General features: G+C 63.0%; 22 protein-coding genes. 18 read left to right on the forward strand and 4 right to left on the reverse strand.

Translation table 11 applies throughout. The annotated features are described in order from the left end of the window. Window positions 1-47 precede the first annotated feature (47 nt). The 3 genes from ATN38_RS25225 to ATN38_RS25235 are packed head-to-tail and all read left to right on the forward strand — an operon-like array spanning window position 48 to window position 2,684. On the forward strand, window positions 48-1,688 hold the full coding sequence (locus ATN38_RS25225) for an acyl-CoA carboxylase subunit beta (protein ID WP_218748895.1): 1,641 nt from the start codon (window positions 48-50) through the stop codon (window positions 1,686-1,688). Further along, a complete protein-coding gene (locus tag ATN38_RS25230; RefSeq protein WP_007731147.1) occupies window positions 1,685-2,026 on the forward strand; it encodes an acyl-CoA carboxylase subunit epsilon in 342 nt (113 codons plus the stop codon). Before ATN38_RS25225 ends, ATN38_RS25230 begins: the two co-directional genes overlap by 4 nt. A 16-nt stretch (window positions 2,027-2,042) precedes the next feature. Further along, window positions 2,043-2,684 carry a nucleoside triphosphate pyrophosphatase gene (locus ATN38_RS25235; RefSeq protein WP_007731146.1) on the forward strand — a complete coding sequence of 214 codons (642 nt, stop codon included), beginning with the start codon at window positions 2,043-2,045 and terminating at the stop codon, window positions 2,682-2,684. Between the two features lie 109 nt (window positions 2,685-2,793). Here ATN38_RS25235 and ATN38_RS25240 read toward each other — a convergent pair whose 3' ends face one another. Both ATN38_RS25240 and ATN38_RS25245 read right to left on the reverse strand, forming a co-directional pair. Continuing rightward, window positions 2,794-4,098 carry an HNH endonuclease signature motif containing protein gene (locus tag ATN38_RS25240; protein ID WP_218748897.1) on the reverse strand — a complete coding sequence of 435 codons (1,305 nt, stop codon included), beginning with the start codon at window positions 4,096-4,098 and terminating at the stop codon, window positions 2,794-2,796. Window positions 4,099-4,159: 61 nt separating this feature from the next. Beyond that, complete coding sequence (locus tag ATN38_RS25245) at window positions 4,160-5,857, reverse strand: MFS transporter (RefSeq protein ID WP_042922151.1); 1,698 nt, start codon at window positions 5,855-5,857, stop codon at window positions 4,160-4,162. Window positions 5,858-6,007: 150 nt separating this feature from the next. Between ATN38_RS25245 and ATN38_RS25250 the strand changes: the two genes are divergently transcribed. The 9 genes from ATN38_RS25250 (at window position 6,008) to ATN38_RS25290 (ending at window position 14,952) form a co-directional block, all read left to right on the forward strand. Further along, window positions 6,008-7,501: a condensation domain-containing protein gene (locus ATN38_RS25250; RefSeq protein WP_042449584.1), complete on the forward strand. Its 1,494-nt coding sequence runs from the start codon at window positions 6,008-6,010 to the stop codon at window positions 7,499-7,501. Further along, window positions 7,501-8,964, forward strand: a complete 1,464-nt coding sequence (locus ATN38_RS25255) for a condensation domain-containing protein (RefSeq protein WP_218748899.1) — start codon at window positions 7,501-7,503, stop codon at window positions 8,962-8,964. Before ATN38_RS25250 ends, ATN38_RS25255 begins: the two co-directional genes overlap by 1 nt. 118 nt (window positions 8,965-9,082) lie before the next feature. Next, on the forward strand, window positions 9,083-9,988 hold the full coding sequence (locus ATN38_RS25260) for a sulfurtransferase (RefSeq protein ID WP_003940962.1): 906 nt from the start codon (window positions 9,083-9,085) through the stop codon (window positions 9,986-9,988). Next, window positions 9,985-10,401, forward strand: a complete 417-nt coding sequence (locus tag ATN38_RS25265) for a SufE family protein (RefSeq protein WP_003940804.1) — start codon at window positions 9,985-9,987, stop codon at window positions 10,399-10,401. Before ATN38_RS25260 ends, ATN38_RS25265 begins: the two co-directional genes overlap by 4 nt. A gap of 4 nt (window positions 10,402-10,405) precedes the next feature. Further along, window positions 10,406-11,806 (forward strand): condensation domain-containing protein, encoded by a 1,401-nt coding sequence (locus ATN38_RS25270; protein WP_003940858.1) that lies wholly within the window; start codon window positions 10,406-10,408, stop codon window positions 11,804-11,806. A 138-nt stretch (window positions 11,807-11,944) separates the two neighbouring features. Continuing rightward, the gene (locus ATN38_RS25275) at window positions 11,945-13,741 is read left to right on the forward strand and encodes an acetyl/propionyl/methylcrotonyl-CoA carboxylase subunit alpha (protein WP_030535031.1); all 1,797 of its coding nucleotides are present in this window, start codon (window positions 11,945-11,947) and stop codon (window positions 13,739-13,741) included. Window positions 13,742-13,817: 76 nt separating this feature from the next. After that, entirely contained in the window at window positions 13,818-14,243 is a 426-nt protein-coding gene (locus tag ATN38_RS25280) for a DUF1707 domain-containing protein (protein ID WP_003940708.1), read from the forward strand. Then, window positions 14,243-14,593: a hypothetical protein gene (locus tag ATN38_RS25285; RefSeq protein WP_003940792.1), complete on the forward strand. Its 351-nt coding sequence runs from the start codon at window positions 14,243-14,245 to the stop codon at window positions 14,591-14,593. Before ATN38_RS25280 ends, ATN38_RS25285 begins: the two co-directional genes overlap by 1 nt. Continuing rightward, complete coding sequence (locus ATN38_RS25290; RefSeq protein WP_218748901.1) at window positions 14,590-14,952, forward strand: VanZ family protein; 363 nt, start codon at window positions 14,590-14,592, stop codon at window positions 14,950-14,952. Before ATN38_RS25285 ends, ATN38_RS25290 begins: the two co-directional genes overlap by 4 nt. On the opposite strand, the gene ATN38_RS25295 is transcribed toward ATN38_RS25290, so the two are convergent. Next, a complete protein-coding gene (locus tag ATN38_RS25295; RefSeq protein ID WP_003941008.1) occupies window positions 14,953-15,753 on the reverse strand; it encodes a tyrosine-protein phosphatase in 801 nt (266 codons plus the stop codon). A gap of 130 nt (window positions 15,754-15,883) precedes the next feature. Between ATN38_RS25295 and uraD the strand changes: the two genes are divergently transcribed. From uraD to ATN38_RS25325, 6 genes are all read left to right on the forward strand, one after another. After that, on the forward strand, window positions 15,884-16,402 hold the full coding sequence (gene uraD / locus ATN38_RS25300) for a 2-oxo-4-hydroxy-4-carboxy-5-ureidoimidazoline decarboxylase (protein ID WP_030535033.1): 519 nt from the start codon (window positions 15,884-15,886) through the stop codon (window positions 16,400-16,402). Continuing rightward, window positions 16,399-16,728 carry a hydroxyisourate hydrolase gene (gene uraH / locus ATN38_RS25305; RefSeq protein ID WP_007727227.1) on the forward strand — a complete coding sequence of 110 codons (330 nt, stop codon included), beginning with the start codon at window positions 16,399-16,401 and terminating at the stop codon, window positions 16,726-16,728. The genes uraD and uraH overlap by 4 nt, the downstream gene beginning before the upstream one ends. Before the next feature lie 64 nt (window positions 16,729-16,792). Continuing rightward, on the forward strand, window positions 16,793-17,695 hold the full coding sequence (gene pucL, locus ATN38_RS25310) for a factor-independent urate hydroxylase (protein ID WP_037129153.1): 903 nt from the start codon (window positions 16,793-16,795) through the stop codon (window positions 17,693-17,695). Window positions 17,696-17,748: 53 nt separating this feature from the next. After that, entirely contained in the window at window positions 17,749-19,062 is a 1,314-nt protein-coding gene (locus ATN38_RS25315; RefSeq protein ID WP_231915147.1) for an 8-oxoguanine deaminase, read from the forward strand. 7 nt (window positions 19,063-19,069) lie between these two features. Continuing rightward, window positions 19,070-19,879 carry an FAD binding domain-containing protein gene (locus ATN38_RS25320; RefSeq protein ID WP_030535037.1) on the forward strand — a complete coding sequence of 270 codons (810 nt, stop codon included), beginning with the start codon at window positions 19,070-19,072 and terminating at the stop codon, window positions 19,877-19,879. Next, window positions 19,876-22,584 carry a molybdopterin cofactor-binding domain-containing protein gene (locus ATN38_RS25325; RefSeq protein WP_218748902.1) on the forward strand — a complete coding sequence of 903 codons (2,709 nt, stop codon included), beginning with the start codon at window positions 19,876-19,878 and terminating at the stop codon, window positions 22,582-22,584. Before ATN38_RS25320 ends, ATN38_RS25325 begins: the two co-directional genes overlap by 4 nt. Here the strand turns inward: ATN38_RS25325 and lat are convergent. Then, window positions 22,581-23,909 carry an L-lysine 6-transaminase gene (lat, locus tag ATN38_RS25330; RefSeq protein ID WP_042922145.1) on the reverse strand — a complete coding sequence of 443 codons (1,329 nt, stop codon included), beginning with the start codon at window positions 23,907-23,909 and terminating at the stop codon, window positions 22,581-22,583. The genes ATN38_RS25325 and lat overlap by 4 nt on opposite strands. Window positions 23,910-23,952: the final 43 nt, after the last annotated feature.

A 23,952-nucleotide genomic window follows, 5' to 3' on the forward strand; every position in this document is an offset into this window, starting at 1 on the left:
GGACCTGCCTTCGAAGCCCCCCACGCACTCTCGTTAAGCTCACGTCCATGACCACTGTCCAAGAGCCGAACGCGCCGGAGGCGGCGGCCGCACCCGATATCCACACGACCGCGGGAAAGCTCGCGGACCTGCGGAATCGCCAAGCCCAGGCGCAGGCACCGAGCGGCGAAGCCGCCATCGACAAGGTGCACGCCAAAGGCAAGCTGACCGCCCGCGAGCGCATCACCGCCCTCCTCGACGAGGGCTCCTTCGTCGAACTCGACGCACTGGCACGGCACCGAAGTGTGAACTTCGGTCTCGCTGACAACCGCCCGGTCGGCGACGGCGTCGTCACCGGTTACGGCACCATCGACGGCCGCGACGTCTGTGTCTTCTCACAGGACGCCACCGTTTTCGGCGGATCGCTCGGCGAAATCTACGGTGAGAAGATCGTCAAGGTCATGGACCTCGCGATCCGCACCGGACGGCCCCTCGTCGGCATCAACGAAGGTGCAGGCGCGCGCATTCAGGAAGGCGTCGTCTCGCTCGGCCTCTACGGCGAGATCTTCCACCGCAACGTCCAGGCCTCGGGTGTCATCCCCCAGATCTCACTGATCATGGGACCCGCCGCCGGCGGCCACGTGTACTCCCCCGCACTGACCGACTTCGTCGTGATGGTCGACAAGACCTCCCAGATGTTCGTCACCGGCCCCGACGTCATCAAGACGGTCACCGGTGAAGACGTCACGATGGAAGACCTCGGCGGTGCTCGCACCCACATGGTCAAGTCCGGCGTCGCCCACTACGTCGCTTCCGGCGAGCAGGACGCACTCGACTACGTCAAGGACCTGCTCAGCTACCTGCCGTCCAACAACCAGGCAGCGGCTCCCCGCGGCGAGATCACCGACCCCATCGTCGGTTCGATCGAAGACAGCCTGACCGCCGAGGACATCGAACTCGACACCCTCATCCCGGACTCGGCCAACCAGCCGTACGACATGCACGAGGTCATTCGTCGCATCCTCGACGACGACGAGTTCCTCGAGGTCCAGGCCGAGCGCGCGATGAACATCATCGTCGGTTTCGGTCGCGTCGACGGACGCTCGGTCGGCATCGTCGCCAACCAGCCCACCCAGTTCGCGGGCTGCCTCGACATCGACGCCTCGGAGAAGGCCGCTCGCTTCGTGCGTACCTGCGACGCGTTCAACGTCCCGATCATCACGCTCGTCGACGTTCCCGGCTTCCTCCCCGGAACCGAGCAGGAATACAACGGCATCATCCGCCGCGGCGCGAAGCTCCTCTACGCATACGGAGAAGCAACGGTCGGCAAGATCACGGTCATCACCCGCAAGGCTTACGGCGGAGCGTACGACGTCATGGGCTCCAAGCACATGGGCGCCGACGTGAACCTGGCATGGCCGACCGCTCAGATCGCCGTCATGGGTGCATCCGGAGCTGTCGGATTCGTCTACCGCAAGCAGCTTCTCGAAGCCGCGAAGAACGGCGAAGACGTCGATGCACTGCGCCTCAAGCTGCAGAACGAGTACGAGGACACACTCGTCAACCCGTACGTCGCCGCTGAGCGCGGATACGTCGACGCTGTCATTCCTCCGTCGCACACCCGCGGACAAATCGTTTCCGCATTGCGACTGCTAGAGCGCAAGGCCGTTTCCCTTCCGCCCAAGAAGCATGGGAACATTCCCCTATGACCGCAACTACCGAGGACATTCTCAGCGAAGATGTCGCACTGGCGGAGACCGCACCGACCAACGGTGCGGTCGTAGAGGGAACCGCGACGGATGCTTCGCTCACGGAGCTGACCGAGACGTCGACCTCCGACGCGTCGGTCATCAAGATCGTCAAGGGTTCGCCCACGGACGTCGAGATCGCGGCACTGGTCAGCGTGCTTGCTGCGGCTGCCGGCAGCGGTCAAGCTCCCGAGTCGAACGTTCCCGCGGAGACCTGGGGCGATCCGACTCAGTTCCACCGCACGCGTGCGCCGTTCTCGCCGTACGCGTACCTGAACCCCGCGATCCGTCGCAGCTGACGATCACTCTGCTGACGTGACTCAACTGGTTCTAGCTTCAGCGTCCCCGGCTCGCCTCGCAGTTCTGCGGGCGGCCGGGGTTTCGCCGCTTGTGCGTGTCTCCGGCGTCGACGAGGACAAGATCGCCGACAACCTCGGACCCGACGCCGCCCCCGAAAAAGTCGTGACGGTGCTGGCGGAGGCCAAGGCCGCCGAAATCGTCCCCGGCCTCGCCGCCGACAATCTCACCGACGTAGTCGTTGTCGGGTGCGATTCGATGCTCCTGATCGACGGGCAACTTCAAGGCAAGCCGGGCAGCGTCGATATCGCCCGAAAGCGATGGGCCGCAATGGCCGGACGCAGCGCCACTCTCTTGACCGGGCACTGTGTCCTACGCGTCGCCGACGGCCGCATCGTCCGCATGGCCTCGGATCACAGCGCAACAGTGGTTCATTTCGCGCAACCGTCCACCGAGGATCTCGAGGCATACCTGGCAACGGGCGAGCCGCTCCAAGTCGCCGGAGCATTCACGCTCGACAGTCTCGGCGGCTGGTTCGTGGAGAGGATCGAGGGTGATCCCTCGAGCGTCATCGGTATCGGATTACCTTTGGTACGAACACTTCTCGAGCGTGTCGGGGTTTCCGTCTCGGATCTCTGGCGCACGCAGAGCATCTTCTGACGCGTTTTCTCCAAGCACGTTTTCTCCAAGCACCACTGACCAGCCCCGCATCGGGTCCATGCCGATGCGAAGCTGGTCGTTTTTGTTGTCACCGAAAAGGTTTGACCCTTCAGGTTTTGAAGGTGGTGTTCGCCGGCCGCGGGTGCTGCCCGGGGTCGATCGAGGGCGGCGGAATGAACCACGGTTTGTTGTCGACACCGATACGGATATCCCATTTCCCGACGAACCCGGATTTGCGGTGCATCAGTCGGTGGTGCGAACGGCACAGCAGGACCAGGTTGTTCATCACCGTCGGGCCGCCGTTCGCCCTGTGCCGGATATGGTGCGCATCCGTCCAGGCCGGTACACATGTGCAGCCGGGGAACGCGCAGCCTTTGTCTCGGGCGATCAACGCCACTCGCTGCTCCGCGGTCACCAACCGTTTCCCGGGTTGCGCATCCAAGGGCGCGCCGTGATCGTCGAGCAGGACGGTGGAGAGGAAACAATCACATCCGAGAAGTCGGGTCTGCGACACCGAGAGTGGCCCGAGCCAGGGCATGTGCCCGACATCGAGATCCGACAGAGACTCTTCACCATCAGCAGTGGAGGGTGTTGCGGCGCAGTCTCGATGCTCAGCGAGATCATGGGCGTTGATGTGCACGTTCACGTGTGGACGCTGACCACCATCGGTACCGGTCTTGGCGCAGTCCAGATAACGCCGGATCAGTTCGGTGAACCCGTCCGCGGTGCGTTTCGCCGCCGACCTGGCATCGGGAGTCCCGTCCGGTGCCGGGGTCGGCATCGTCAGATTCGACAACGCCGTCAGCAACATTTCCCCGGTGAGGGCATCGAAATCCCCACGCACCACCACCCGACCATTGAGCGTCGACGCGATCCGCAACTCATTGAGATCGACATCTTCAGCGGGCGGAATCTCATCCGATTCGAACAACCGCTCCAACGTCGCGATCACGTTCCGCACCTTCGTCGTCGTCGCCTCCACACCCGACGCAGCAGCCAACAACAAATCGATACAGCGAGGGAGCGCGTCCTCCGGCATCCCCTTCGGCGGTGACTCGCAGAACGCCACGATCAACACCGCGTGCTCGAACGAGCAATCCCCGCAATCGAACCGAGCCGCCACCGCCGGAAACGGCCGCAACGCTGCACCGAGAGCGGCGATCTTCTTCCCGTCCCGAACCTGCAGCATCGTGTTGGCCGCCAACCACGCACCCACCCCGCGACTGGCAATCACCTGATCATCCGGGCGCAACGACAACTCGTCCACCACCGCCACACGCACAGCTTCGAGGCGCAGAATCTCCGCACTCGCCGACACCGCAGCAGCGCGCAACTCTGCAGCAGACAACTGCCACAACCGTCCGCGTAACCCCACCGCAGAACCCGACACCACATCCGACAACAAGACACTCATTGAATCCCCCGATCCCCTGCACACAGGGTACTCGAACACCCGTTCGAGTCAAGGGCAATTTTCAGACCGGCGAATTGACCCGCGGCAGAGCAGTCGACGCCAATCCGATACCGAGCGCAATTGCTGCGATGATCGCGAGCACACGGCGCTGCGCTTCGAGAAATGCTTCGCCGGCCGCCGCGCGAGTCGATGCGTACGCGGCATCAACTGCCACCTGAACGGATTGACCCCCGGCACCGGCGGAGCCGTCCCGGCGACATTCCGGCGCCACCTCCATCGGTGTTCCGGATGCCAATTGGCTTGTCGCGCAATCGACAAAGGCCTTTTCGGCGATGTCGATCAGGCCGGGACCAACGCCGGCAGCTTCAAGGTTCGCAACGTACTCGGGCCGCTCCCCCTGCACTGCTTGCGGAGCTTGCCCCGCGACGAGCGAGAAGAACACCACTCCGATCAAGGCCAGTCCGATGGAGCTGCCAACCTGCTGAACGGTAGGAAGCAATCCCGACACCGAACCCGCGTGCGCGGGTTCGACCGTCGCAAGGATCGCGGTTTGCAGTGGTGCCACGAACAGTCCGAGACCTGCGCCACCGAGAAGCAGCGGACCGGCGAGCGCGAGCCAGCGTGGATCGGTTCCTTCGCGTTCGAGGATGATCGACAGCGCGATCAGCGAGCCGGCAAAGACGACCATCCCCAGGATCAGAACACGGTTTCCGAGCATCCGGTACACCGCCGATGAGAGAACCGCCGCCACGCCCATTCCGACGGCCCACGGCAGCGTCATGACGCCCGCTCGCAATGCGGAGAACCCGAAGCCGAACTGAAGGGTGAGACTGATGGTGAAGATCAAGGAAGTCAGGGTTCCGAAGAAAACGAACGCAAGAACCGCGCCGATTGTGAAGGCTCGGTCGCGGAAAAGCTCGAGACGAAGGACCGGATCGCCGCCTCGTTTCGCCAAACGCGATTCGTAGAGCACAAACGCCACTGCCACCGGCGCCGACATCGCGAGCATTACGACAAGACCTGTGGGCCATCCGCGCGCCCTTCCCTCGGCCAGGGGAAGGATCAGCAGGAACAGCGCCAGTGATGACAGTGCGGCGCCGATGAGGTCCAGTGAGCGCACATGCTCAGCGCGAGCATCGACGAGATGGAAATATCCGAGAATCAAGGCGGCGATGCCGATCGGGATGTTGACGAAGAAGATCAGGCGCCAGCCCCAGTCGAACAGATTCCACTCGATCAGCAGCCCACCGATCAGAGGCCCGCTGACCGTTGCGAGCCCGATGGTCGCACCGTAGATCCCGAAGACTCGCGGATGCCTGGCCTTCGGAAACAGGCCCGAGATGATGGCAAACGTCTGGGCGGACATCGAACCGGCCGCCAATCCTTGCAGACCCCGGAAGACGATCAACATCGTCGCGCTCTGCGCGAGTCCGCACAGCAACGAGGCAACCACGAATACGGACAGGGCGGTCAGAAAAACAACTCTACGGCCGAACAGGTCCCCCAGCCGCGCTGCAGTGATCAACGAACACGCGAAAGCCAGGATGTACACGCTGACCATGAGCAACTGCGCCGATACGCCTGCTTGAAGATCGACGGCGATACTCGGAAGCGCGACGTTGACGATGGTCGCGTCGAGCAATTGCATGAATGCCGCCGCCAGACTCGTCGCCAACCCGAGCCAGGGCGTCAGAGAACCAGCTCGCCGCCCGCCCTTGTGGTCGGCGCCGACAGCGTCACCTAAAGGGTCCGGAAGCACCGAATGATCCTAATCGAACACAACGCTTCTAGAACCTGTTCTTGTTTAGATTGTAGTATTTCGGACAATTCAGTCCCCCAGATGGGATAGTTCGTCGTCTGCCCATTTTCAGAGCAGGCTTCTCGACGACACACGCAGGAGTTCTACTCGATGGATCTGAACTTGATCACCCATTGGCACCCGCTTCCTGGGCGGGTAATCGAATGGGGCGTCACGCATGCTTCCGCTCAACGAGCCGCCGAAGCCGAGATCGACCGAGAACTACCCCCGACCACGATGCAGGATCGCCACCTGCGACGCGCCCGCGTCACCGCGGAGAAGGGCGATCCGCAGTCTCCGTGGATCGGTATCGCCTTCGATTTTGCAGGAACACTGGACCGCGACGCCATGACGCGAGCCCTTCAGCGCTACATCCGTCGCCACGACACGCTGCACAGCTGGTTCTCGTTCGACGAAGCAACCACCGACGCTGCGGACACCTCGTTCGAGGTCCGTCGACACGTGGTGCCGGTCGAAAGCATCGAACTCGAGTACCGCGTCGGCGACGACGTCTCCGAATCCGAGGCGATCCGCGCGCTCGTCGCGACCAAGTTCGCCACCGAAACCAGCGCGCTGCAGTGGCCGGCCTTCGTGTTCGGTGCCGTCGAGCACCACCATGCCGACCTCGAAGCCGATCCGAGCTTCACCCTGTTCCATGCAGTCGACCACGCCCATTCGGACATGAACTCGATGGTGCTGATGTACGCAGAATTGCGTCAGCTCTACGCCGCGGAAACGACCGGATCGCATCCCGAGCTCGGGCCGGCCGGAAGTTACGCACAGTTCGGTCGCGTCGAACGCGAGCGAACAACCGAACTGACGATGCAGTCACCCGAAGTGCACCAGTGGCTCGGTTACCTCATGCGCAGCGGCGGCTCGTTCCCCGGATTTCCGCTCCCGCTCGGGGCCGAAGACGCGCCCAAACCGGCTATCGGTTCACGCTTCGACCTGGCCGACGACATCGAGTGCGAGAAGTTCGGTGCGGTTTGTAAAGCCAACGGCGCCAACTTCATCGGCGGAATGTTCACCGCGCTCGCGATTGCGGAATTCGAACTCGCCGGACGCGACAAGTACATCGCCCTCTCGCCGGTCAGCACACGAACCGAGGCCGACTCGTTTGCGCAGGGCTGGTACATCAACCTGATCCCGGTCGGCATCGACGTCGACGACAAGCGACGCTTCACCGAGTTGGCAAAGCTCGGGCAGCAGGGGTACCACGACGGCAAGGCACTCCTCGATGTCTCTGTGCAGCAGGTCATCGATCTGGTTCTGTCGAGCTTGGCCGAGTCGGATTCCGCACCCGGCGGACTGTCGAAGACGCTCACCCCGCCGCCGATCGTCTCGTACATCGACGGCCGACGCATGCCGGATCCATACAGTTACGCCGAGACGAAGGCAACGGGAATCGTCGGCGGCAAAGAGACTCAGATCGCGTCGATGTGGATCAACCGGATGCACACCGGAACCTGGATCGCCGTGTCTCACCCCGACACCCCCATTGCCCACGAATCGGCCACCCGCTTCGCCGAGCATGTCTCGAAGATCATCAAAACTGTTGCAGCTCAAGGCGACTACTCGTTCGTGGCACCAGAGGGAGTGGCCTGATGCATGTCACCTCGATCGATCGATACGGACTCGACCCCGGAATCGTCACCGAATGGTCGCTTCAGCCCGCGGACGGCGCCGTCACCGAGTCGGAAGTACCACCGTCGTACAACCAGCATTTTCACCTCGAGACTGCGCGAACACACGGCATGGGCCGGAGTGTGTGGATGGCAGCCGCATTCGACCTTCCCGGAGAACTGAATCGGCCTGCACTCGATCTCGCGCTGCGCCTGTTCATCAGTCGCCATGACACTCTGCACACAGGATTCGAGGTGGGCGAGTTCACCACCACCCGAATGGGACTCGATCCCGACGGCACACACATCGAGACTTCGGAACCTCTGAAATTCGATTCGACCGAAGACCTCCGAGCGCATCTCAAGAAGCGATTCACGACGGTATGCGATCCACTGACCTTCCCTGCATACACGTTTGCCACGGTCGAACGCGAAGAGCACTACACGGTCCTGAGCGCGTTCGATCACACACTCGTCGACGGCTACTCGTTGGTCATCGCTCTCGGGGAACTGCGACAGATCTACGAGGGACTGATCGCCCTACCCGACCTGACCGACCACGAGGCCGTCGACGCAGTGATGAGCCGACTGGGTGACCCGGGAAGTTTCGTGCGGTACTGCGAACTGGAGGCAGACGCTCTGCTTCCCGTCGACAACGACCCTCGAATCCGAGAGTGGGCAAGGTTCTACGAGATCTGCGGTGGCACATCACCGAGTTTCCCCTTGGAACTCGGCGTCGAGGGCGGAAAGCCCGCGCCGCAGGGCGCCGATGTGCGCGTGCTGCTCGACGAGGAGCTGACGGCGACGTTCGACGAGATCTGCCTATCCGCCGGCGGTAGCGTGTTCACCGGAATCCTCACTGCGATGGGACTTTCCGTCCACTCGTACACCGGGCGGTCGACGCTTCCGCTGCAATTTCCGCTTCACATCCGCAAAGATCCGCGGTGGGCCGACGCGATCGGCTGGCTCACCACCAGCGCGCCGATCACGGTCCAGATCACTCCCGACGCGGATTTCGGTGCATCCCTTGCACATACGCACGCGTCGTTCCGAGTTGCGTTGACGCTCGAGGGCGTCACCATGGCCCAGGTTCGAGATGCTTTGGGCGACAAGATTCGACGCACGCGCACCGACGTCTTCATGGTGTCGTACATCGATTACCGCAAACTACCCGGCACAGACGATCATGATCTCCTCAACGCCCATCACATCAGCAATGTGACGGTCGCCGACGATGCCCAGTTCTGGATTTCGCGAACGAACCGTGGTCTCTCGCTGCGTTCACGCTTTCCCGATACCGAGACGGCAAACGAAACCATGGTGAATTTCCTCACCGAACTCGACCGGATTCTGAGAGAAGTCTGCGCCCGGGGCGTGACGCCGATCGGAAGTGTCACCGAACAATTGAGAGATTCGAGCGTCGGAGCAGGAACACCGAGGATTTAGGGTCGGCAACGGGCACGAGCAGGCAGAACCTGCTTCCGGGCGTCTCACCTTGCGCACAGCGCATAGAATCGATCAAGTCCGTGTTCGAACCGAACGATTCGTCTTCAGGAGTACGCCCGTGCCCGTTGCCCCCGATCCCTCAACCGCGTTTGCCGAGTTCGCGCATCCCGACCGGTTGGTCTCGACGGAATGGCTCTCGGCGAATCTCGGTGCGCCGGGCCTCAAGGTTGTCGAATCCGACGAAGACGTGTTGTTGTACGACGTCGGCCACATCCCCGGAGCCGTGAAGATCGACTGGCATCTCGACCTCAACGATCCGGTCACCCGCGACTACATCGACGGTGCGAAGTTCGCAGAGTTGATGAACCGCAAGGGCATCGGCCGCGACGACACCGTGGTCATCTACGGCGACAAGAGCAACTGGTGGGCGGCCTACGCACTGTGGGTCTTCACTCTTTTCGGCCACGAGGACGTCCGTCTTCTCGACGGTGGCCGCGATGCGTGGATCGCCGAGAACCGCGACACCGCTTTCGACGTTCCCGACATCACGTCAACGGATTACCCGGTCGTCGAGCGCAACGACGCTCCCATTCGCGCATTCAAGGACGACGTTCTCGCGCACTTGGGCGACGGGCCGCTCATCGACGTGCGATCTCCGCAGGAGTACACCGGCGAGCGCACCCACATGCCCGACTACCCCGAAGAGGGTGCGTTGCGTGGTGGACACATTCCCAGCGCGCTCAGCATCCCGTGGGCGAAGGCAGCGGCACCGGACAGCCGCTTCCGCACCCGTACCGAACTCGGCGAGATCTACGGCGACCTGTCGGCCGACGACAACATCGTCGCGTACTGCCGCATCGGTGAGCGTTCCAGTCATACCTGGTTCGTGTTGACTCATCTTCTCGGCTACCCGAACGTTCGTAACTACGACGGTTCGTGGACCGAGTGGGGCAATGCCGTGCGCGTCCCGATCGTCCAGGGCGAAGAGCCCGGCGCCGTTCCGTCCTCTGTATCGGCGTCATGAGCGCTCTTCCTTCGGCTCTGGCCGAGATCGTCGACGACTTCGCGGCCGTCGGCGCCTCGGACAAGCTCACCCTTCTTCTCGAGTTCAGCCGAGAGCTGCCGCCGTTGCCGGCGGAGCTCGAGCAGAGCGCGATGGAGCCGGTCCCCGAATGTCAGTCGCCGCTCTTCCTCTCGGTCGACGATTCGGATCGCGACAACGTCCGTCTGTACTTCAGCGCTCCCCCCGAGGCTCCCACGACGCGTGGTTTCGCATCGATCCTCGCGCAGGGGCTCGACGGCCACAGCGCCGACGAGATCCTCGGTGTACCCGACGACTTCTATTCGGCGCTCGGTCTCGCAGAAGCCGTGAGCCCGCTCCGTCTGCGCGGAATGTCGGCCATGCTCGCGCGCATCAAGCGGCACTTGCGGGGCTGAAAACATGGAGTTCACCGAACTGGCCGACTATGCGATTCCGGCCGGCGCACTCGTCGAATGGTTGCCGTGCGCAACCGGGCCCTGGGTTCCGGATCCGCGGCCCGTCTCCTACATTCACGAGGCACATCTCAACCGTTCCGCTGCAGGCGCAGGCGACAAGTCTTGGCTGGGAACAGCTTTCGAGATTTCCGGCCCGCTCGACGTCGATGCGTTCCGAGTCGCTCTCGGCCGGTGGATCGACCGTCACGAAGTTCTGCGCTCGCATACCGTCCTCGAACCTTCGAGCGGCGAGATCACCCGGCACACGGTCCCGCTCGGCGGAATCGACATCGGGGTCGTCAGCCACGGCTACGACGCGTCCAGCCAGGACAACTTCGACCACCTTCACCGCCTGTTCGACGATTACGCGTCCCCGCACAGTTGGCCGTCGTACGTCTTCGCGACGTTGACGCCCCGCGGTGGCGACGGTCCGTTCACCGTGTTCTTCGCGGCGGACCACTCGATCATCGACGGGTTCTCGATCGTGCTGGTCGCTCACGAGATCGCAGCTCTGTACCGCGAGGCCTCGACCGGTAGTGCTGCAAATCTGTTTCCGGTGGGCAGCTACGTCGATTTCGGTGCCGTCGAACGCGAGCAGATGGCCGACATGGAAGCCGAGAAGGCTGCGGTCGAGATCTGGCGAAAGGCTCTCGGCACGGACGGTCTACCCCAGTTCCCGCTACCGATCGGTGACCGTGGAACCGATTCTCAGAACGGCCTGTCGACCTGGCTGCTCGACGCCGACCAGTCCAAGGCCTTCAGTTCGACGTGTGCAGCCACCGGCGTGGGGTACTTCGCCGGACTTCTCGGCGGACTTGCCGCTGTAGGTCGCGAAGTCGCGGGATCCGATCGATTCGAGGTCGTGACGCCGGTTCACACCCGCAGCGCTCAGGAGTGGGCGGGTGCGCTCGGCTGGTTCGTCGGACTGTGCCCGGTCGAGTTCGCCGTTGGATCGGACTGTTCGTTCGGCGACCTCGCGACACGCGCCGCCGAATCCATCGCTTCGGTCAAGCCTGCCGCAGCTGTCCCGTTCGATCGGATCGGTGAGCACCTCGAAACCCCGATCCGACCGCGATTCGTCGTGTCCTACATGGACGTTCGCTTCGTGCCCGAAGCCGCACAGTGGCCCGAATGGAACGCCAGAGCACTTCGAAGCAAGGCATATACGCACGACGTCTACATCTGGATCAACCGCACACCCCAGGGACTCAACCTCGCGGTCAGGTACCCAGGCAACGAGACGGCGAACGCCGCGGTTCACGCCTACGTGGCCGCACTGCGCCGGACCATCGAAGAAATCGTCACCGAACCGGACGCCGCCACCTCCGACAGCTACTCATCGGTAGTTTTCGAAACCGTTTCCTAAGCCGGAGTGGGCTTTAGCGATCCGGTTACAACCAGCGCCGAAGCGATGCATACACTCCGAAGTGATGCCAATCCCCCGATGGTGAAATCCCAGAGGAATACACCGCGGAGACAGACTATGCGAACCACAGGAGGCTCAGTGCCCAGTCATGCCAGCGCGCACATTACGAAGGTGCTTGTCGCGAACCGCGGTGAAATCGCGGTACGGGTCATCCGGGCGGCCAAGGATGCCGGCTACGGCAGCGTTGCCGTTTACGCCGAGCCCGATGCAGACGCGCAGTTCGTGAAGCTCGCAGACGAGGCATTTGCCCTCGGTGGACAGACGTCCGCCGAGTCCTACCTCGTGTTCGACAAGATCCTCGACGCAGCCAAGAAGTCCGGCGCCGACGCGATCCACCCCGGCTACGGTTTCCTCTCCGAGAACGCCGACTTCGCCCAGGCCGTCATCGACGCGAACCTCATCTGGATCGGTCCGTCACCGCAGTCCATCCGCGACCTCGGCGACAAGGTCACGGCACGCCATATCGCAGAACGCGCGAAGGCGCCGATGGCAGCAGGCACCAAGGATCCCGTCAAGGGCGCCGACGAGGTCGTCGCATTCGCCAAGGAATACGGCGTCCCGGTTGCGATCAAGGCTGCCTTCGGTGGCGGTGGACGCGGCATGAAGGTCGCCCAGACCATCGAGGAAATCCCCGAGCTGTTCGAGTCGGCCACCCGTGAGGCCATCGCAGCCTTCGGTCGCGGCGAGTGCTTCGTCGAGCAGTACCTGGACAAGGCCCGCCACGTCGAGGCTCAGGTCATCGCCGACCAGCACGGCAACGTCGTCGTCGCCGGTACCCGCGACTGCTCGCTGCAGCGTCGCTTCCAGAAGCTCGTCGAAGAGGCTCCCGCTCCCTTCCTGACGGACGACCAGCGCGCACGCATCCACGCATCCGCCAAGGCCATCTGCAAGGAAGCCGGCTACTACGGCGCCGGAACGGTCGAGTACCTGGTTCAGGGCGACACCATCTCCTTCCTCGAGGTCAACACCCGCCTGCAGGTCGAGCACCCCGTCACGGAAGAGACCGCGGGCATCGACCTCGTGCGTCAGCAGTTCCTCATCGCCAACGGCGAAGAACTCTCCATCAAGGAAGATCCCACCCCGCGTGGACACTCCTTCGAGTTCCGCATCAACGGCGAAGACGCCGGCCGCGGCTTCATGCCTGCCCCCGGCCCGGTCTCCGTCTACCGTGAGCCCACGGGCCCCGGCGTTCGCGTCGATTCCGGTGTCGTTGCCGGCGACGTCATCGGCGGACAGTTCGACTCCATGCTCGCCAAGCTCATCGTCACCGGCGCCACCCGCGAAGAAGCCCTCCAGCGGGCATCGCGCGCTCTGGCCGAGTTCGAGATCGACGGCCTCGCGACCGTTCTCCCGTTCCACCGCCACATCGTCGAGAATCCGGCATTCATCGGCGACGGCGAGAAGTTCGACATCTACACCAAGTGGATCGAAACCGACTGGGTCAACCCCATCGAGCCGTACGCAGGCGCCGGTGCTCCCGTCGACGACGAGGACGAGGCTCTGCCGCGTCAGAACGTCGTCGTCGAGGTCGGTGGACGTCGCGTCGAGGTTTCCCTCCCGGGCCAGTTCTCGCTCGGCAACGGCGGCGGCGCTGCCTCCGGTGCGATCCGCAAGAAGCCGAAGGCGCGCAAGCGCGGCGGCGCCGGCGGAGGTGCAGCATCGGGTGACGCTGTCACGGCTCCGATGCAGGGCACCGTCGTCAAGGTTGCAGTGACCGAAGGCCAGGAAGTCGCAGAAGGCGATCTGATCGCCGTTCTCGAAGCCATGAAGATGGAAAACCCCGTCAACGCGCACAAGGCCGGTGTCGTCACCGGACTGTCCGTCGAGCCGGGTGCAGCAATCACGCAGGGAACGGTTCTCGCAGAACTGAAGTAGGGCCTCCGGCCCCGTGCGCCTTTCCGGTAGTCCCCACTACCGGAAAGGCGCACAGTCGTTTGAGTAGGCTGTAACGATGGCTGACGTCCCCGACATTCGCATCGGCACTGCAGAACGCGAGCAGGCACTCGATCTCCTGAGCGAGCACTTCGCCGCAGGCCGCCTCACCGTCACCGAGTTCGACGAGAGAAGCGGAATCGTCAGTGCCGCAACAACTCGCAGTGAACTCGTTCCGGTGTTCGCCGATCTTCCGGGCAACTACCAAGCCCCCGGCACCGCTCCCCTGTCGATGGTGACGCCTCCCGACGCACCGGCGGAGCGAGGCTTCAACCCCGACTGGTCCGGTCGCGTCATGGCCGTCGTCCCGATTCTCGCGGTGATCCTGTTCTTCGTCACCGGTACCTGGTTGTGGTTCCTCGCGATTCCCCTGGCCGGTGCACTGCTGTTCGGTACCGACCGGGAACGCAAAGCCAAGCGCCGCCGCGAGCGGGACTCCGACTGATGGAGCCGATCGAGATCAACGCAGGCGGCTGGTATCTACGCGCACTACGCGCAGACGAGCGTGTGGACGACCGCCCCGCCCTTGCCGATGGTGGTATCACCGACCCCGATTACGTGAGTCAGCGAAGCGCTCAGTGGCACGAAAACAGCGTCTACTCCTGGGCAGTGTGCCAACCCAACACCGGTGAGCTTCTCGCCGAGGTCGTTCTGACGCCTCTCGACTCCACCGCCCTGCTCACCGGCTGGGCCCGCGACGGGCACACCGAGGCGCTCACGACAGCCGCCGACGCCGTCACCAGGTTCGCCGAAGGTGCACTCGGACTCGTCGTCGTCGAGGGGCAGACGAATTGAAGAACAACCGATACTGGCCGTTGGCGATCGCCGTGGTCATTGCCCTGATCATGCTCTTCTCCCCGGGTTCCACCGTGCCCTCGAGCCCGGAGAACACCGACAAGATCACTCACACGCTGATGTTCGCGGTATTGGCGATCACCTCGTTGCACGCGCGGATCCCGGTGTGGCTCACCGCTGTGTGGTTGGTGATCTTTGCCGCGACGTCCGAGGTTCTTCAAGCAGCGCTGCCCATTTCGCGTTCGGGTTCGATCTGGGACGGCAGCGCCGACCTGCTCGGCATCGCCACCGGGATCGGTATCGTCAGCCTCGTGACGAGGCGACGAACTTCCCGCCGAGACGAGCCGAGCAGGTCCTGATCAGCTGAGCAGGTTGCTCCGCAATTGGTCCTGGGTCGACGCGTCGATCTTCAAGCCGTCGGTGAAGTAGGCCTCGATGGATCCGTGTACCTGCGCGAGCTCTGCCATCGACGCCTCCAGGTACTCGCGCCTGACACCGAGGACACCCTCGAGCAGGGTCGGGTCGATCCCCTTGGCCTCGAATCGCTCGAGGAGCGGCGCGAACATCGGCAACAAAATCTTGTTGGTTTCGAGGTAGTCCGCGAAGACCGCGTCCTCGGAAGCGCCCAGGAACAGAAGTAACGCGGCGGCGGCCCAACCCGTCCGATCCTTGCCCGTGGTGCAGTGAATGAGTGCCGGCGAGCTGGGCGGCTGGGCCAAGTCGACGAACAGTTGCCGGTACGACGCGACCGCACTCGGCAAGCTCACGAAATCGCGGTAACTTCCCTGAAAGTACTCGAGCGCCTGGCCGCTGCCCAATGCTTCGGCAGCAAACGCCGGGTCGGCGATCATCTGCTGCATCTGAGCCGGAATGGCGCGATACTGCTTGTCCGCCAATACGTCCAGGCCGATTTCTCGGATACCGTCCGGCGTCAGATCCGGTGCCGTCTCGCGTTCGGATTCGGTGCGCAGATCGTAGATCGTGACGATGCCCAGATCGGCGAGGGTCTGTGCGCCGTCCGCACTGAGCGATGCCAGATCGGTGGAACGAAACACGATCCCGGTGCGGACGGTGCCACCGAAGCTCGATTCGGGGCCACCGATGTCTCGGAGGTTCGCCAGGGACGGTACGACGGAAGACAGCTTCGGAGTATCGGTCATACCTGAGAATGTATCGGTCGCCGAGAAACCGTGATCGGGGAAGAGCAGCCGGAGAAATAAGATCGAGACACATCATCTCCCGTAATTGCTGCGCTACAGATCCGTAACATGCTCAAGTAATCCTGTGGACATGCCTACAACGAATTCCAGTGGTCTCGGAGCCTTCGATGCGCTCGGTGACCACCAGGCAGTCGCGGCGCTGCTCGAGTGTTGCCATTCCGCCGTGTGGGCACAGGAAATCGCCTCGTCTCGCCCGTTCGCCGATCTGGAAGCTCTGTTCGACAAAGCAGATGCGGTGCTGGCCGAGCTTCCCGAGTCCGAGATCGACGACGCTCTCTCCGGCCACCCACGAATCGGTGAGCGAAGCGAGAGCGCGGCCTCTACCCGTGAACAGTCGGGAGTCTCGTCGGCGACAGAAGACGTACTCGCGGAACTTCGACGGAAGAACGCCGAGTACGAAGAGACATTCGGCCATGTTTACCTGGTCTGCGCGTCGGGGAAATCTGGAACGGAGCTCCTCGACATCCTTCGAGGTCGTCTCCGAAACGACCCGGCGACCGAGCGTTCCGTGCTTCGAACCGAATTGGCCGCCATCAATCGGATCAGACTCGCCCGTCTGATCGATGCACTCGCCGGAGGCACAGCATGAGCAAGACCCTCAGCACGCACGTTCTCGACGCGACGACGGGCAACCCCGCGGCGGGGATTCGCGTCGAACTTCGTGATCGAGACGGCGCCTCCGTCACCACTGCGGAGACCGACTCCGACGGCCGCATCCCCGAACTTGCTCCCGGTGGCCTGACCGCCGGTCACTACACCCTGACTTTCGACACCGGAACGTATTTCGAGACCAACGGACAAGAAAACTTCTACCCGGAAGTGACAGTGACCTTCCGGGTGGACGACACGGCACGGGGCTATCACGTCCCACTGTTGCTGTCGCCCTTTGCTTATTCCACCTATCGCGGGAGCTGAACACGTGACTACCGAAAACATCACGACCGGCAACATCACAACCGGCAGTACGAACACCGAACGGTTGAGCGGATCGATCGAACTATCGGGTCACCAGTACGGCAAAGCGGAAAATCGAGTAGTCCGAATCTATCGAGACACCCCCCGTCACGAAATTCACGACATCAACGTCTCCACCTGCCTGCGTGGAGATTTCGCCGACGCGTACCTCACCGGTGATCAATCGAAGGTTCTGCCGACCGACACGCAGAAACAAACGGCCTACTCCTACGCCAAGGAAAAGGGTCTGATCTCGATCGAGACGTACGGACTCGAACTCGCCCGTCATTTCGTCGACGACATCGAACCGGTCAGTGGCGCGCGGATCGAGATCGAGGAATACGCCTGGGAGCGTGCGATTGTCGACGGCAGCGAGCACGACTACACCTGGATTCGGAAGGGTCAGGAAGTTCGGACGGCGTCGATCACCATCTCCGATACCGGGACATGGGTGATCGGCGGCCTGAAGGACCTGGTGATCCTCAAATCGACCGGTAGTGAGTTCTCGGGTTTTCTCGAAGATCCGTACACCGTTCTCGAGCCGACCGACGACCGCGTCATGGCGACGACGTTGGTCGCCCAGTGGCGATTCGTCACCACCGACGTCGACTGGGAATCGGTCTACGCGGGCATCAAGGCACAGATCGTCAAGCAGTTCGCACAGGTACATTCACTCGCCCTGCAGCAGACGCTCTTCCACATCGGCAAGGCAATCCTCGAGGAATTCCCGATCATCGCGGAGGTTCGACTGTCCGCACCCAACAAGCATCATTTCGAATATGCACTCGGCCGCTTCGGAGTGGAGAACGACAACGAGGTGTTCCACGCTGCGGATCGTCCGTACGGCCTGATCCAAGCTGCGGTCAGCCGATCCGACGCACCAGACGCGGGACCGTCGTGGACCACCTACGCCGGTTGGTTGTCGTGACCGAATCAGCTCTCGGGGCAACACTCGTCGTGGCGGGCGCTCATGTGGTCACGATGGACGGCGATCGCTCCGAGTACTCAGACGGCTATGTGGTGATCTCGGGCAACAAGATCGTCGACGTCGGCGCCGGAACGCCACCCGAATACCCGGGTGCGCAAGTGATCGACGGGAGTGGTTGCCTGATCACGCCGGGTCTGGTCAACACACATCATCATCTCTACCAATGGATCACCCGAGGCCTGGCCGCGGACTCGACGCTTTTCGAGTGGCTGACCACCCTGTACCCCGTCTGGGCGGGTATCGACGCCGACGCCGTCCACGTGGCGGCCACCGGCGGCCTCACGTGGTTGGCGAAAACCGGATGTACGACCACCACCGACCACCACTACGTCGTTCCCCGCGACGCCGGCGACGTTTTCGAGGCCGAGATCACCGCGGCTGCGCAGGTCGGCCTTCGATTCCACCCGTGTCGTGGGTCGATGGATCTCGGCCAGAGTTCCGGCGGCCTGCCACCGGATCACGTCGTGGAAAAACTCGATGACATCCTGACCGGCACGCAGTCGGTGATCGACCGTTGGCACGACCCGAATCCCGGATCGATGCTGCAGATCGCGGTAGCTCCCTGCTCACCCTTCTCGGTGACGGAGGCATTGCTCCGCGAGTCCGCGACGCTGGCCCGCGAAAACGGCGTGCGTATGCACACGCATCTGGCCGAGACACTGGACGAGGAGAGATTCTGCCGCGAGCATTTCGGTTGCACGCCGGTCGAATACATGGAACGAGTCGGCTGGGTGGGCCCGGACGTCTGGTACGCCCACGCAGTCCATCTCGACGACGCCGGTATCGAGACGATGGCGCGAACCGGAACTGCGGCGGCGCACTGCCCGACCTCCAACGCGCGCCTGGGAGCCGGTATCGCCCGTGCCGCCGATCTGGTGAACGGCGGGGTCACCGTGGGGCTCGGCGTGGACGGCGCGGCGAGCAATGAAGCTTGCAGCCTGATCGAGGAGTCTCGTCATGCACTTCTGTTTGCTCGCGCGAAGGGCGGACCGCAGACGATGACGGTGCGAAAAGCCTTGGAATTGGGAACGATCGCCGGCGCACGAGTTCTGGGCCGCGAGGGCGAAATCGGATCGATCGAGGTCGGAAAACTTGCCGACCTGGCGGTGTGGAAACTCGACACCGTCGCGCATGCCGGCATCACCGATCCGGTGGCGGCGCTCGTACTCGGCTCGACTCCCCCGCTGAAGTTACTGCTCGTCAACGGGCGAATCGTAGTTGCCGACGGACGAGTCACCACCGTCGACGAGGACGTCGTGGCCTCGGATGTCGCACGCGCACACCGCGATCTACTCGGAAAGGCTTGAGGTCGCGATGGACCTGCACAGCGTCGACGAAGTTCTGGTGCCGCGGACCCGCGCCGAACTCCCCTGTGCGTCACCCGGCATCGGGTTCATCGGTGGCGGCACCTGGCTGTACTCGGAACCGCAGCCGCACCTGACCACCCTTGTCGACCTTGCGGGCTTCGACTGGGAAGCTGTGGCGGTCGGCGATCTCGGTCTCGAGATCGCGGCCACCTGCACCATCGAGGAACTGTGCCGCGCCGAACTTCCCGCATCCTGGCGCGCCGCAGCGCTGTTCCAACACTGCGCTGACGCACTACTCGCATCGTGGAAGGTGTTGCGATACGCGACAGTCGGCGGCAACATCGCGCTCTCCTTCCCGGCCGGAGCGATGACGACTCTGTGTACCGCTCTCGATGCCGAACTGACGATCTGGCGTCCGGACGGTACCGAATACTCGTTCCCCGTAGTCGATTTCGTTATCGACGATTCTCGAAACGTACTCAGGTCCGGCGAGATCATCCGCAGTATCCGGATTCCCGTGCATGCATTGACTGCACGTACCGCGATGCGAAAGCTGGCTCAGACGTCACTCGGGCGATCGGCCGTAGCCGTGGCCGGACGCTGCGGCGCCGACGGTTTCACGCTGGCGATCACCGCCGCGACCCGCCGTCCGTACGCTCTCAAATTCGACGAACTCCCCGACGCCACAGCACTTGCGGATGCGTTGCGCAGCAGGATTCCGGAAGACGCCTACTTCACCGATGTCCATGGAACTGCGCCGTGGCGGAAGGCGATGACCGAGCTTCTTGCCGAAGAAATCCGAGGTGAACTGGAATGAAGTACTCGGTGGACGGAGTTCCGCGCGACGACCAGCCCCGCCCAGGACAGTGCCTGCGAACTTTCCTCCGCGAGCACGGAGCGAACTCCGTCAAGAAGGGGTGCGATGCCGGAGACTGCGGCGCCTGCTCGGTGCTGGTCGACGGACACCCCACCCATTCGTGCATATTTCCCGCCCATCGCATCGACGGCCGCGACGTCGTCACCGCCTCCGGTCTCGGAACACCGGAGAAACTTCACCCCATTCAACAGGCATTCGTGGACGCGGGCGGATTCCAATGTGGTTTCTGTACAGCGGGAATGGTAGTCACCGCATCAGCGTTGTCGGTCGAGCAAAAATCCGATCTCGCGTGCTCGATGAAAGGTAACCTGTGCCGCTGCACCGGTTATCGGTCCATTCGTGACGCTCTCGCCGGTACATCCAATACGGAGACTGCCAAAATAGGCGGGGCACAAGGGCGTTCGATCGCAGCACCGGCGTCCGCGCGCATCGTCACGGGAACCGAGCAGTACACCATGGACTTCTCCCCGGGTGAGAAGCCGGTCGACCTGCTTCACGTCGCAGTACTCGGCAGTCCGCACGCACACGCACACATAACGCGGATAGACACGGCAGCAGCCGAAGCGGCGCCGGGCGTCGCCGCGGTCCTCACCTTTCATGACAGTCCGGACGTGCTGTTCTCGACCGCCCGGCACGAGGACCGCAACGACGATCCGGACGACACGCGCGTGTTCGACAGCACCCTCCGTTTCCGCGGCCAGCGCGTAGCCGCGGTCATCGCCGAAACCCCGACGCAGGCGGAACGTGCACTCTCGCTGATCGAAGTCGACTACGAGGTACTCGACGCGGTATTCGAACCAGATCTGGCGCGTTCCCCCGGCGCTCCACTCCTGCACGGCGACAAAGACGAGAGCTCGCGGATCGCCGAGGCCCCTCGCAACGTGGTTGCCGCGCTTCACGATGGCGTCGGCGATCTGGACCGTGCGCTCGCGGATGCGACTGCAGTCGTCGAAGGTACGTGGAAAACTGCGCGAGTCCAGCACGTGGCCTTGGAAACTCACGGCGCAGTGGGGTGGCTCGACGAGGAGGGCCGTCTCGTCATCAGAAGCAGCACACAGGTGCCGTTTCTGGTTCGGGACGAATTGGCCCACATCTTCGATCTCGATCGCAGCCGAATCCGGGTGTTCGCAAAACGGGTAGGCGGGGGTTTCGGCGGGAAGCAGGAACTACTCACCGAGGATCTGGTCGCACTGGCCGTCTTGAAGACCGGCAAGCCCGTAGCCTACGAGTTCAGCCGAAGCGATCAGTTCACCATCGCACCGTCACGGCATCCGATGCGAGTATCGGTGCGTGCGGGCGCCGACGCCGACGGAACTCTCACTGCGCTCGCTATCGACGTCGTTTCCGACGCGGGGGCGTACGGGAACCATTCGATCGGAGTCATGTTCCATGGTTGCGCCGAATCCATGGCGGTCTATCGCGCTGCGACCAAACGCGTCGACGCCGAAGCGGTCTACACGAACAACGTTCCCTCCGGGGCCTTTCGTGGTTACGGGCTCGGCCAGATCATCTTCGCCGTCGAGTCGGCCATGGATCAGCTCGCGGATCGTCTCGGCATGGACCCCTTCGAGTTTCGGCGGCGCAACGTCGTCGTTCCCGGAGACGATTTTGTCGACTGGCACGTCGAAGACGGTGATCTCGAATTCGGCAGCTACGGACTGGACCAGTGCATCGACCTCGTCGACAGTGCACTGTCGAGCGGACGCGGAGAGGCTGCACCGGCTGGGTCGCGTTGGCAGATCGGTCGGGGCATGGCAATTGCCATGATCGCGACGATCCCGCCGCGTGGTCACTTCTCCGACACCACCGTCGCACTCGAGGCCGACGGTCGGTACGTCGTGAACATCGGCACCGCTGAGTTCGGCAACGGAACCACTACGATTCACCAACAGATCGCGGCCACCGAATTGCGGACGACAGTCGATCGCATCACGATTGTTCAATCCGACACCGATGCCGGCGGATACGACACCGGAGCATTCGGGTCGACAGGAACGGTGGTCGCCGGAAAGGCGCTCCTGATCGCCTGCGAGCGCCTTCGCGAGCGGATACTGACCCGTGCGGTGCGATCGAGCGGTCGCGGCGCGCAGATCGACGACCTTTCGCCGGACGGTGTCGAAACGTCCCACGGTTGCCTCGATTTCGCGACGCTACTCGAAGGTGGCCCGCTCGCCGCTGACGGTCGCCACGACGGGACACCGCGCTCGGTCTCGTTCAACGTTCACGGTTTTCGCGTTGCCGTCGACACGAACACCGGCCGGGTGAAGATCCTGCAGTCGGTTCAGGCCGCCGATGCCGGCACCGTCATGAACCCGGCACAACTGCGCGGGCAGGTGGAAGGCGGTGTGGGACAAGCGCTCGGCGCTGCGCTGTCGGAGGAGATCGTCATCGAAGAAGGTCGGGTGATCAATCCGCAGTTGCGCAATTATCACGTTCCCCAGATCGGGGATCTGCCGATCACCGAAGTACTGTTTGCCGACACGTACGACAAGCTCGGGCCTTTCGGCGCGAAATCGATGAGTGAGGCCCCCTTCAATCCTGTAGCACCGGCGTTGGCAAACGCGATTGCCAACGCGTGTGGAGTGCGTATGTACTCCACACCGATGTCACCGGATCGAGTGTGGGAACAGCTACAGAGGCCCTAGGTCTCGCGTGCGAGCACGCGCTCGACCGCGTCGACCGCGTCGTCCAGCTCACTGGTGGTCACCGTCAGCGCGGGCCGGAATCTGATTCCCCTCTTCCCGGTGGGCAGTATCATCACGTGCTCGTCTTCACGCAGTCGCTGTACGACGCGATCGCGAAGGTCACTGTCTTCCAGAGTGATCGCGCACATGAGGCCACGACCGCGCGGCTCGGTTGCCGCCGCGTACCGCCCGCAGACTTCGGTCAACCGGGCAAGGAGATGCGCACCCGTGAATCGCACGCGGTCGATCAGTCGGTCCTGCTCGACGACTTCGAGTATCCGCCGGGCACGAACCATGTCGGTGAGGTTGCCACCCCACGTCGAATTGATCCGAGAACTGACGTGAAACACGTTGTCATGCACTTCATCCACGCGCCCGCCGGCCATGATTCCGCACACCTGCGTTTTCTTGCCGAACGCCACCACATCCGGACTCAGACCCAATTGTTGGTAGGCCCAGGCAGTTCCGGTGATTCCGCAACCGGTCTGTACTTCGTCGAGAATGAAGAGGGCGTCGTTTTCGTGGCACAACTCCTGCATCGCCTGCAGAAATTCCGGCCTGAGGTGATGGTCGCCGCCCTCGCCCTGGATCGGCTCGGCGATGAAACAGGCAATGTCGTCGGGGTTGTCGGCGAAAGCTCGGCGCGCTTGATCGAGAGCTTGCCTCTCCGCAGCTTCGACATCGCGGCCGTCTGCCAGGTACGGCGAGTCGATACGTGGCCAGTCGAACTTGGGGAATCGCGCGACCTTGCCCGGTTCGGTGTTGGTGAGCGACATCGTGTAGCCACTGCGGCCGTGAAAAGCCTCGGTCAGGTGCAGGACCTTTGTCCCCAGATCTGCTGACAACCCACGGCTTTCGTTCCACCGACTCTTCCAGTCGAAGGCAACCTTGAGTGCATTTTCCACCGCCAGGGCTCCGCCGTCGACGAAGAACAAGTGTGGGAGTGCCGAATCCCCCAGTACCCGAGCGAAAGCCGCAACGAAGCGCGCCATGGGTTCGGTGTAGATGTCGGAGTTACTCGGCTTGTTGGAGGCCACGACAGCCAACTCCTGTTGAAACTCCTCGTCGCCTGTGATCGCAGGGTGATTCATACCCAGGGCCGAAGAGCCGAAGAAACCGAACATGTCCAGATACTCGGTTCCGTCTCGCAGGTCACGGAGATAGGAACCCCGCGACCCTTCGACGTCGAGAATCAGATCGAATCCGTCGACGAGGATGCTGGCCTTCAACACGTCGTAGACCGGAAAGAGCGCACTGTCACCGAAGTCTCGCATCGCAGTACTCATACGCGAAGGCTATGTCAATTTTCCGGGAGTGTCGATAGAGGAC

The organism is Rhodococcus sp. FH8, assembly GCF_019266085.1.
Taxonomy (GTDB): domain Bacteria; phylum Actinomycetota; class Actinomycetes; order Mycobacteriales; family Mycobacteriaceae; genus Rhodococcus_F; species Rhodococcus_F qingshengii.

Bases quoted from the DNA above. Each gene is read 5' to 3' on its own strand.
- ATN38_RS25225 (WP_218748895.1), top strand. From the start codon at position 48: ATGACCACTGTCCAAGAGCCGAACGCGCCGGAGGCGGCGGCCGCACCC.
- ATN38_RS25230 (WP_007731147.1), top strand. From the start codon at position 1,685: ATGACCGCAACTACCGAGGACATTCTCAGCGAAGATGTCGCACTGGCG.
- ATN38_RS25240 (WP_218748897.1), bottom strand. From the start codon at position 4,098: ATGAGTGTCTTGTTGTCGGATGTGGTGTCGGGTTCTGCGGTGGGGTTA.
- ATN38_RS25250 (WP_042449584.1), top strand. From the start codon at position 6,008: ATGGATCTGAACTTGATCACCCATTGGCACCCGCTTCCTGGGCGGGTA.
- ATN38_RS25255 (WP_218748899.1), top strand. From the start codon at position 7,501: ATGCATGTCACCTCGATCGATCGATACGGACTCGACCCCGGAATCGTC.
- ATN38_RS25265 (WP_003940804.1), top strand. From the start codon at position 9,985: ATGAGCGCTCTTCCTTCGGCTCTGGCCGAGATCGTCGACGACTTCGCG.
- ATN38_RS25270 (WP_003940858.1), top strand. From the start codon at position 10,406: ATGGAGTTCACCGAACTGGCCGACTATGCGATTCCGGCCGGCGCACTC.
- ATN38_RS25280 (WP_003940708.1), top strand. From the start codon at position 13,818: ATGGCTGACGTCCCCGACATTCGCATCGGCACTGCAGAACGCGAGCAG.
- ATN38_RS25285 (WP_003940792.1), top strand. From the start codon at position 14,243: ATGGAGCCGATCGAGATCAACGCAGGCGGCTGGTATCTACGCGCACTA.
- ATN38_RS25295 (WP_003941008.1), bottom strand. From the start codon at position 15,753: ATGACCGATACTCCGAAGCTGTCTTCCGTCGTACCGTCCCTGGCGAAC.
- uraD (WP_030535033.1), top strand. From the start codon at position 15,884: ATGCCTACAACGAATTCCAGTGGTCTCGGAGCCTTCGATGCGCTCGGT.
- uraH (WP_007727227.1), top strand. From the start codon at position 16,399: ATGAGCAAGACCCTCAGCACGCACGTTCTCGACGCGACGACGGGCAAC.
- ATN38_RS25315 (WP_231915147.1), top strand. From the start codon at position 17,749: ATGGACGGCGATCGCTCCGAGTACTCAGACGGCTATGTGGTGATCTCG.
- ATN38_RS25320 (WP_030535037.1), top strand. From the start codon at position 19,070: ATGGACCTGCACAGCGTCGACGAAGTTCTGGTGCCGCGGACCCGCGCC.
- ATN38_RS25325 (WP_218748902.1), top strand. From the start codon at position 19,876: ATGAAGTACTCGGTGGACGGAGTTCCGCGCGACGACCAGCCCCGCCCA.
- lat (WP_042922145.1), bottom strand. From the start codon at position 23,909: ATGAGTACTGCGATGCGAGACTTCGGTGACAGTGCGCTCTTTCCGGTC.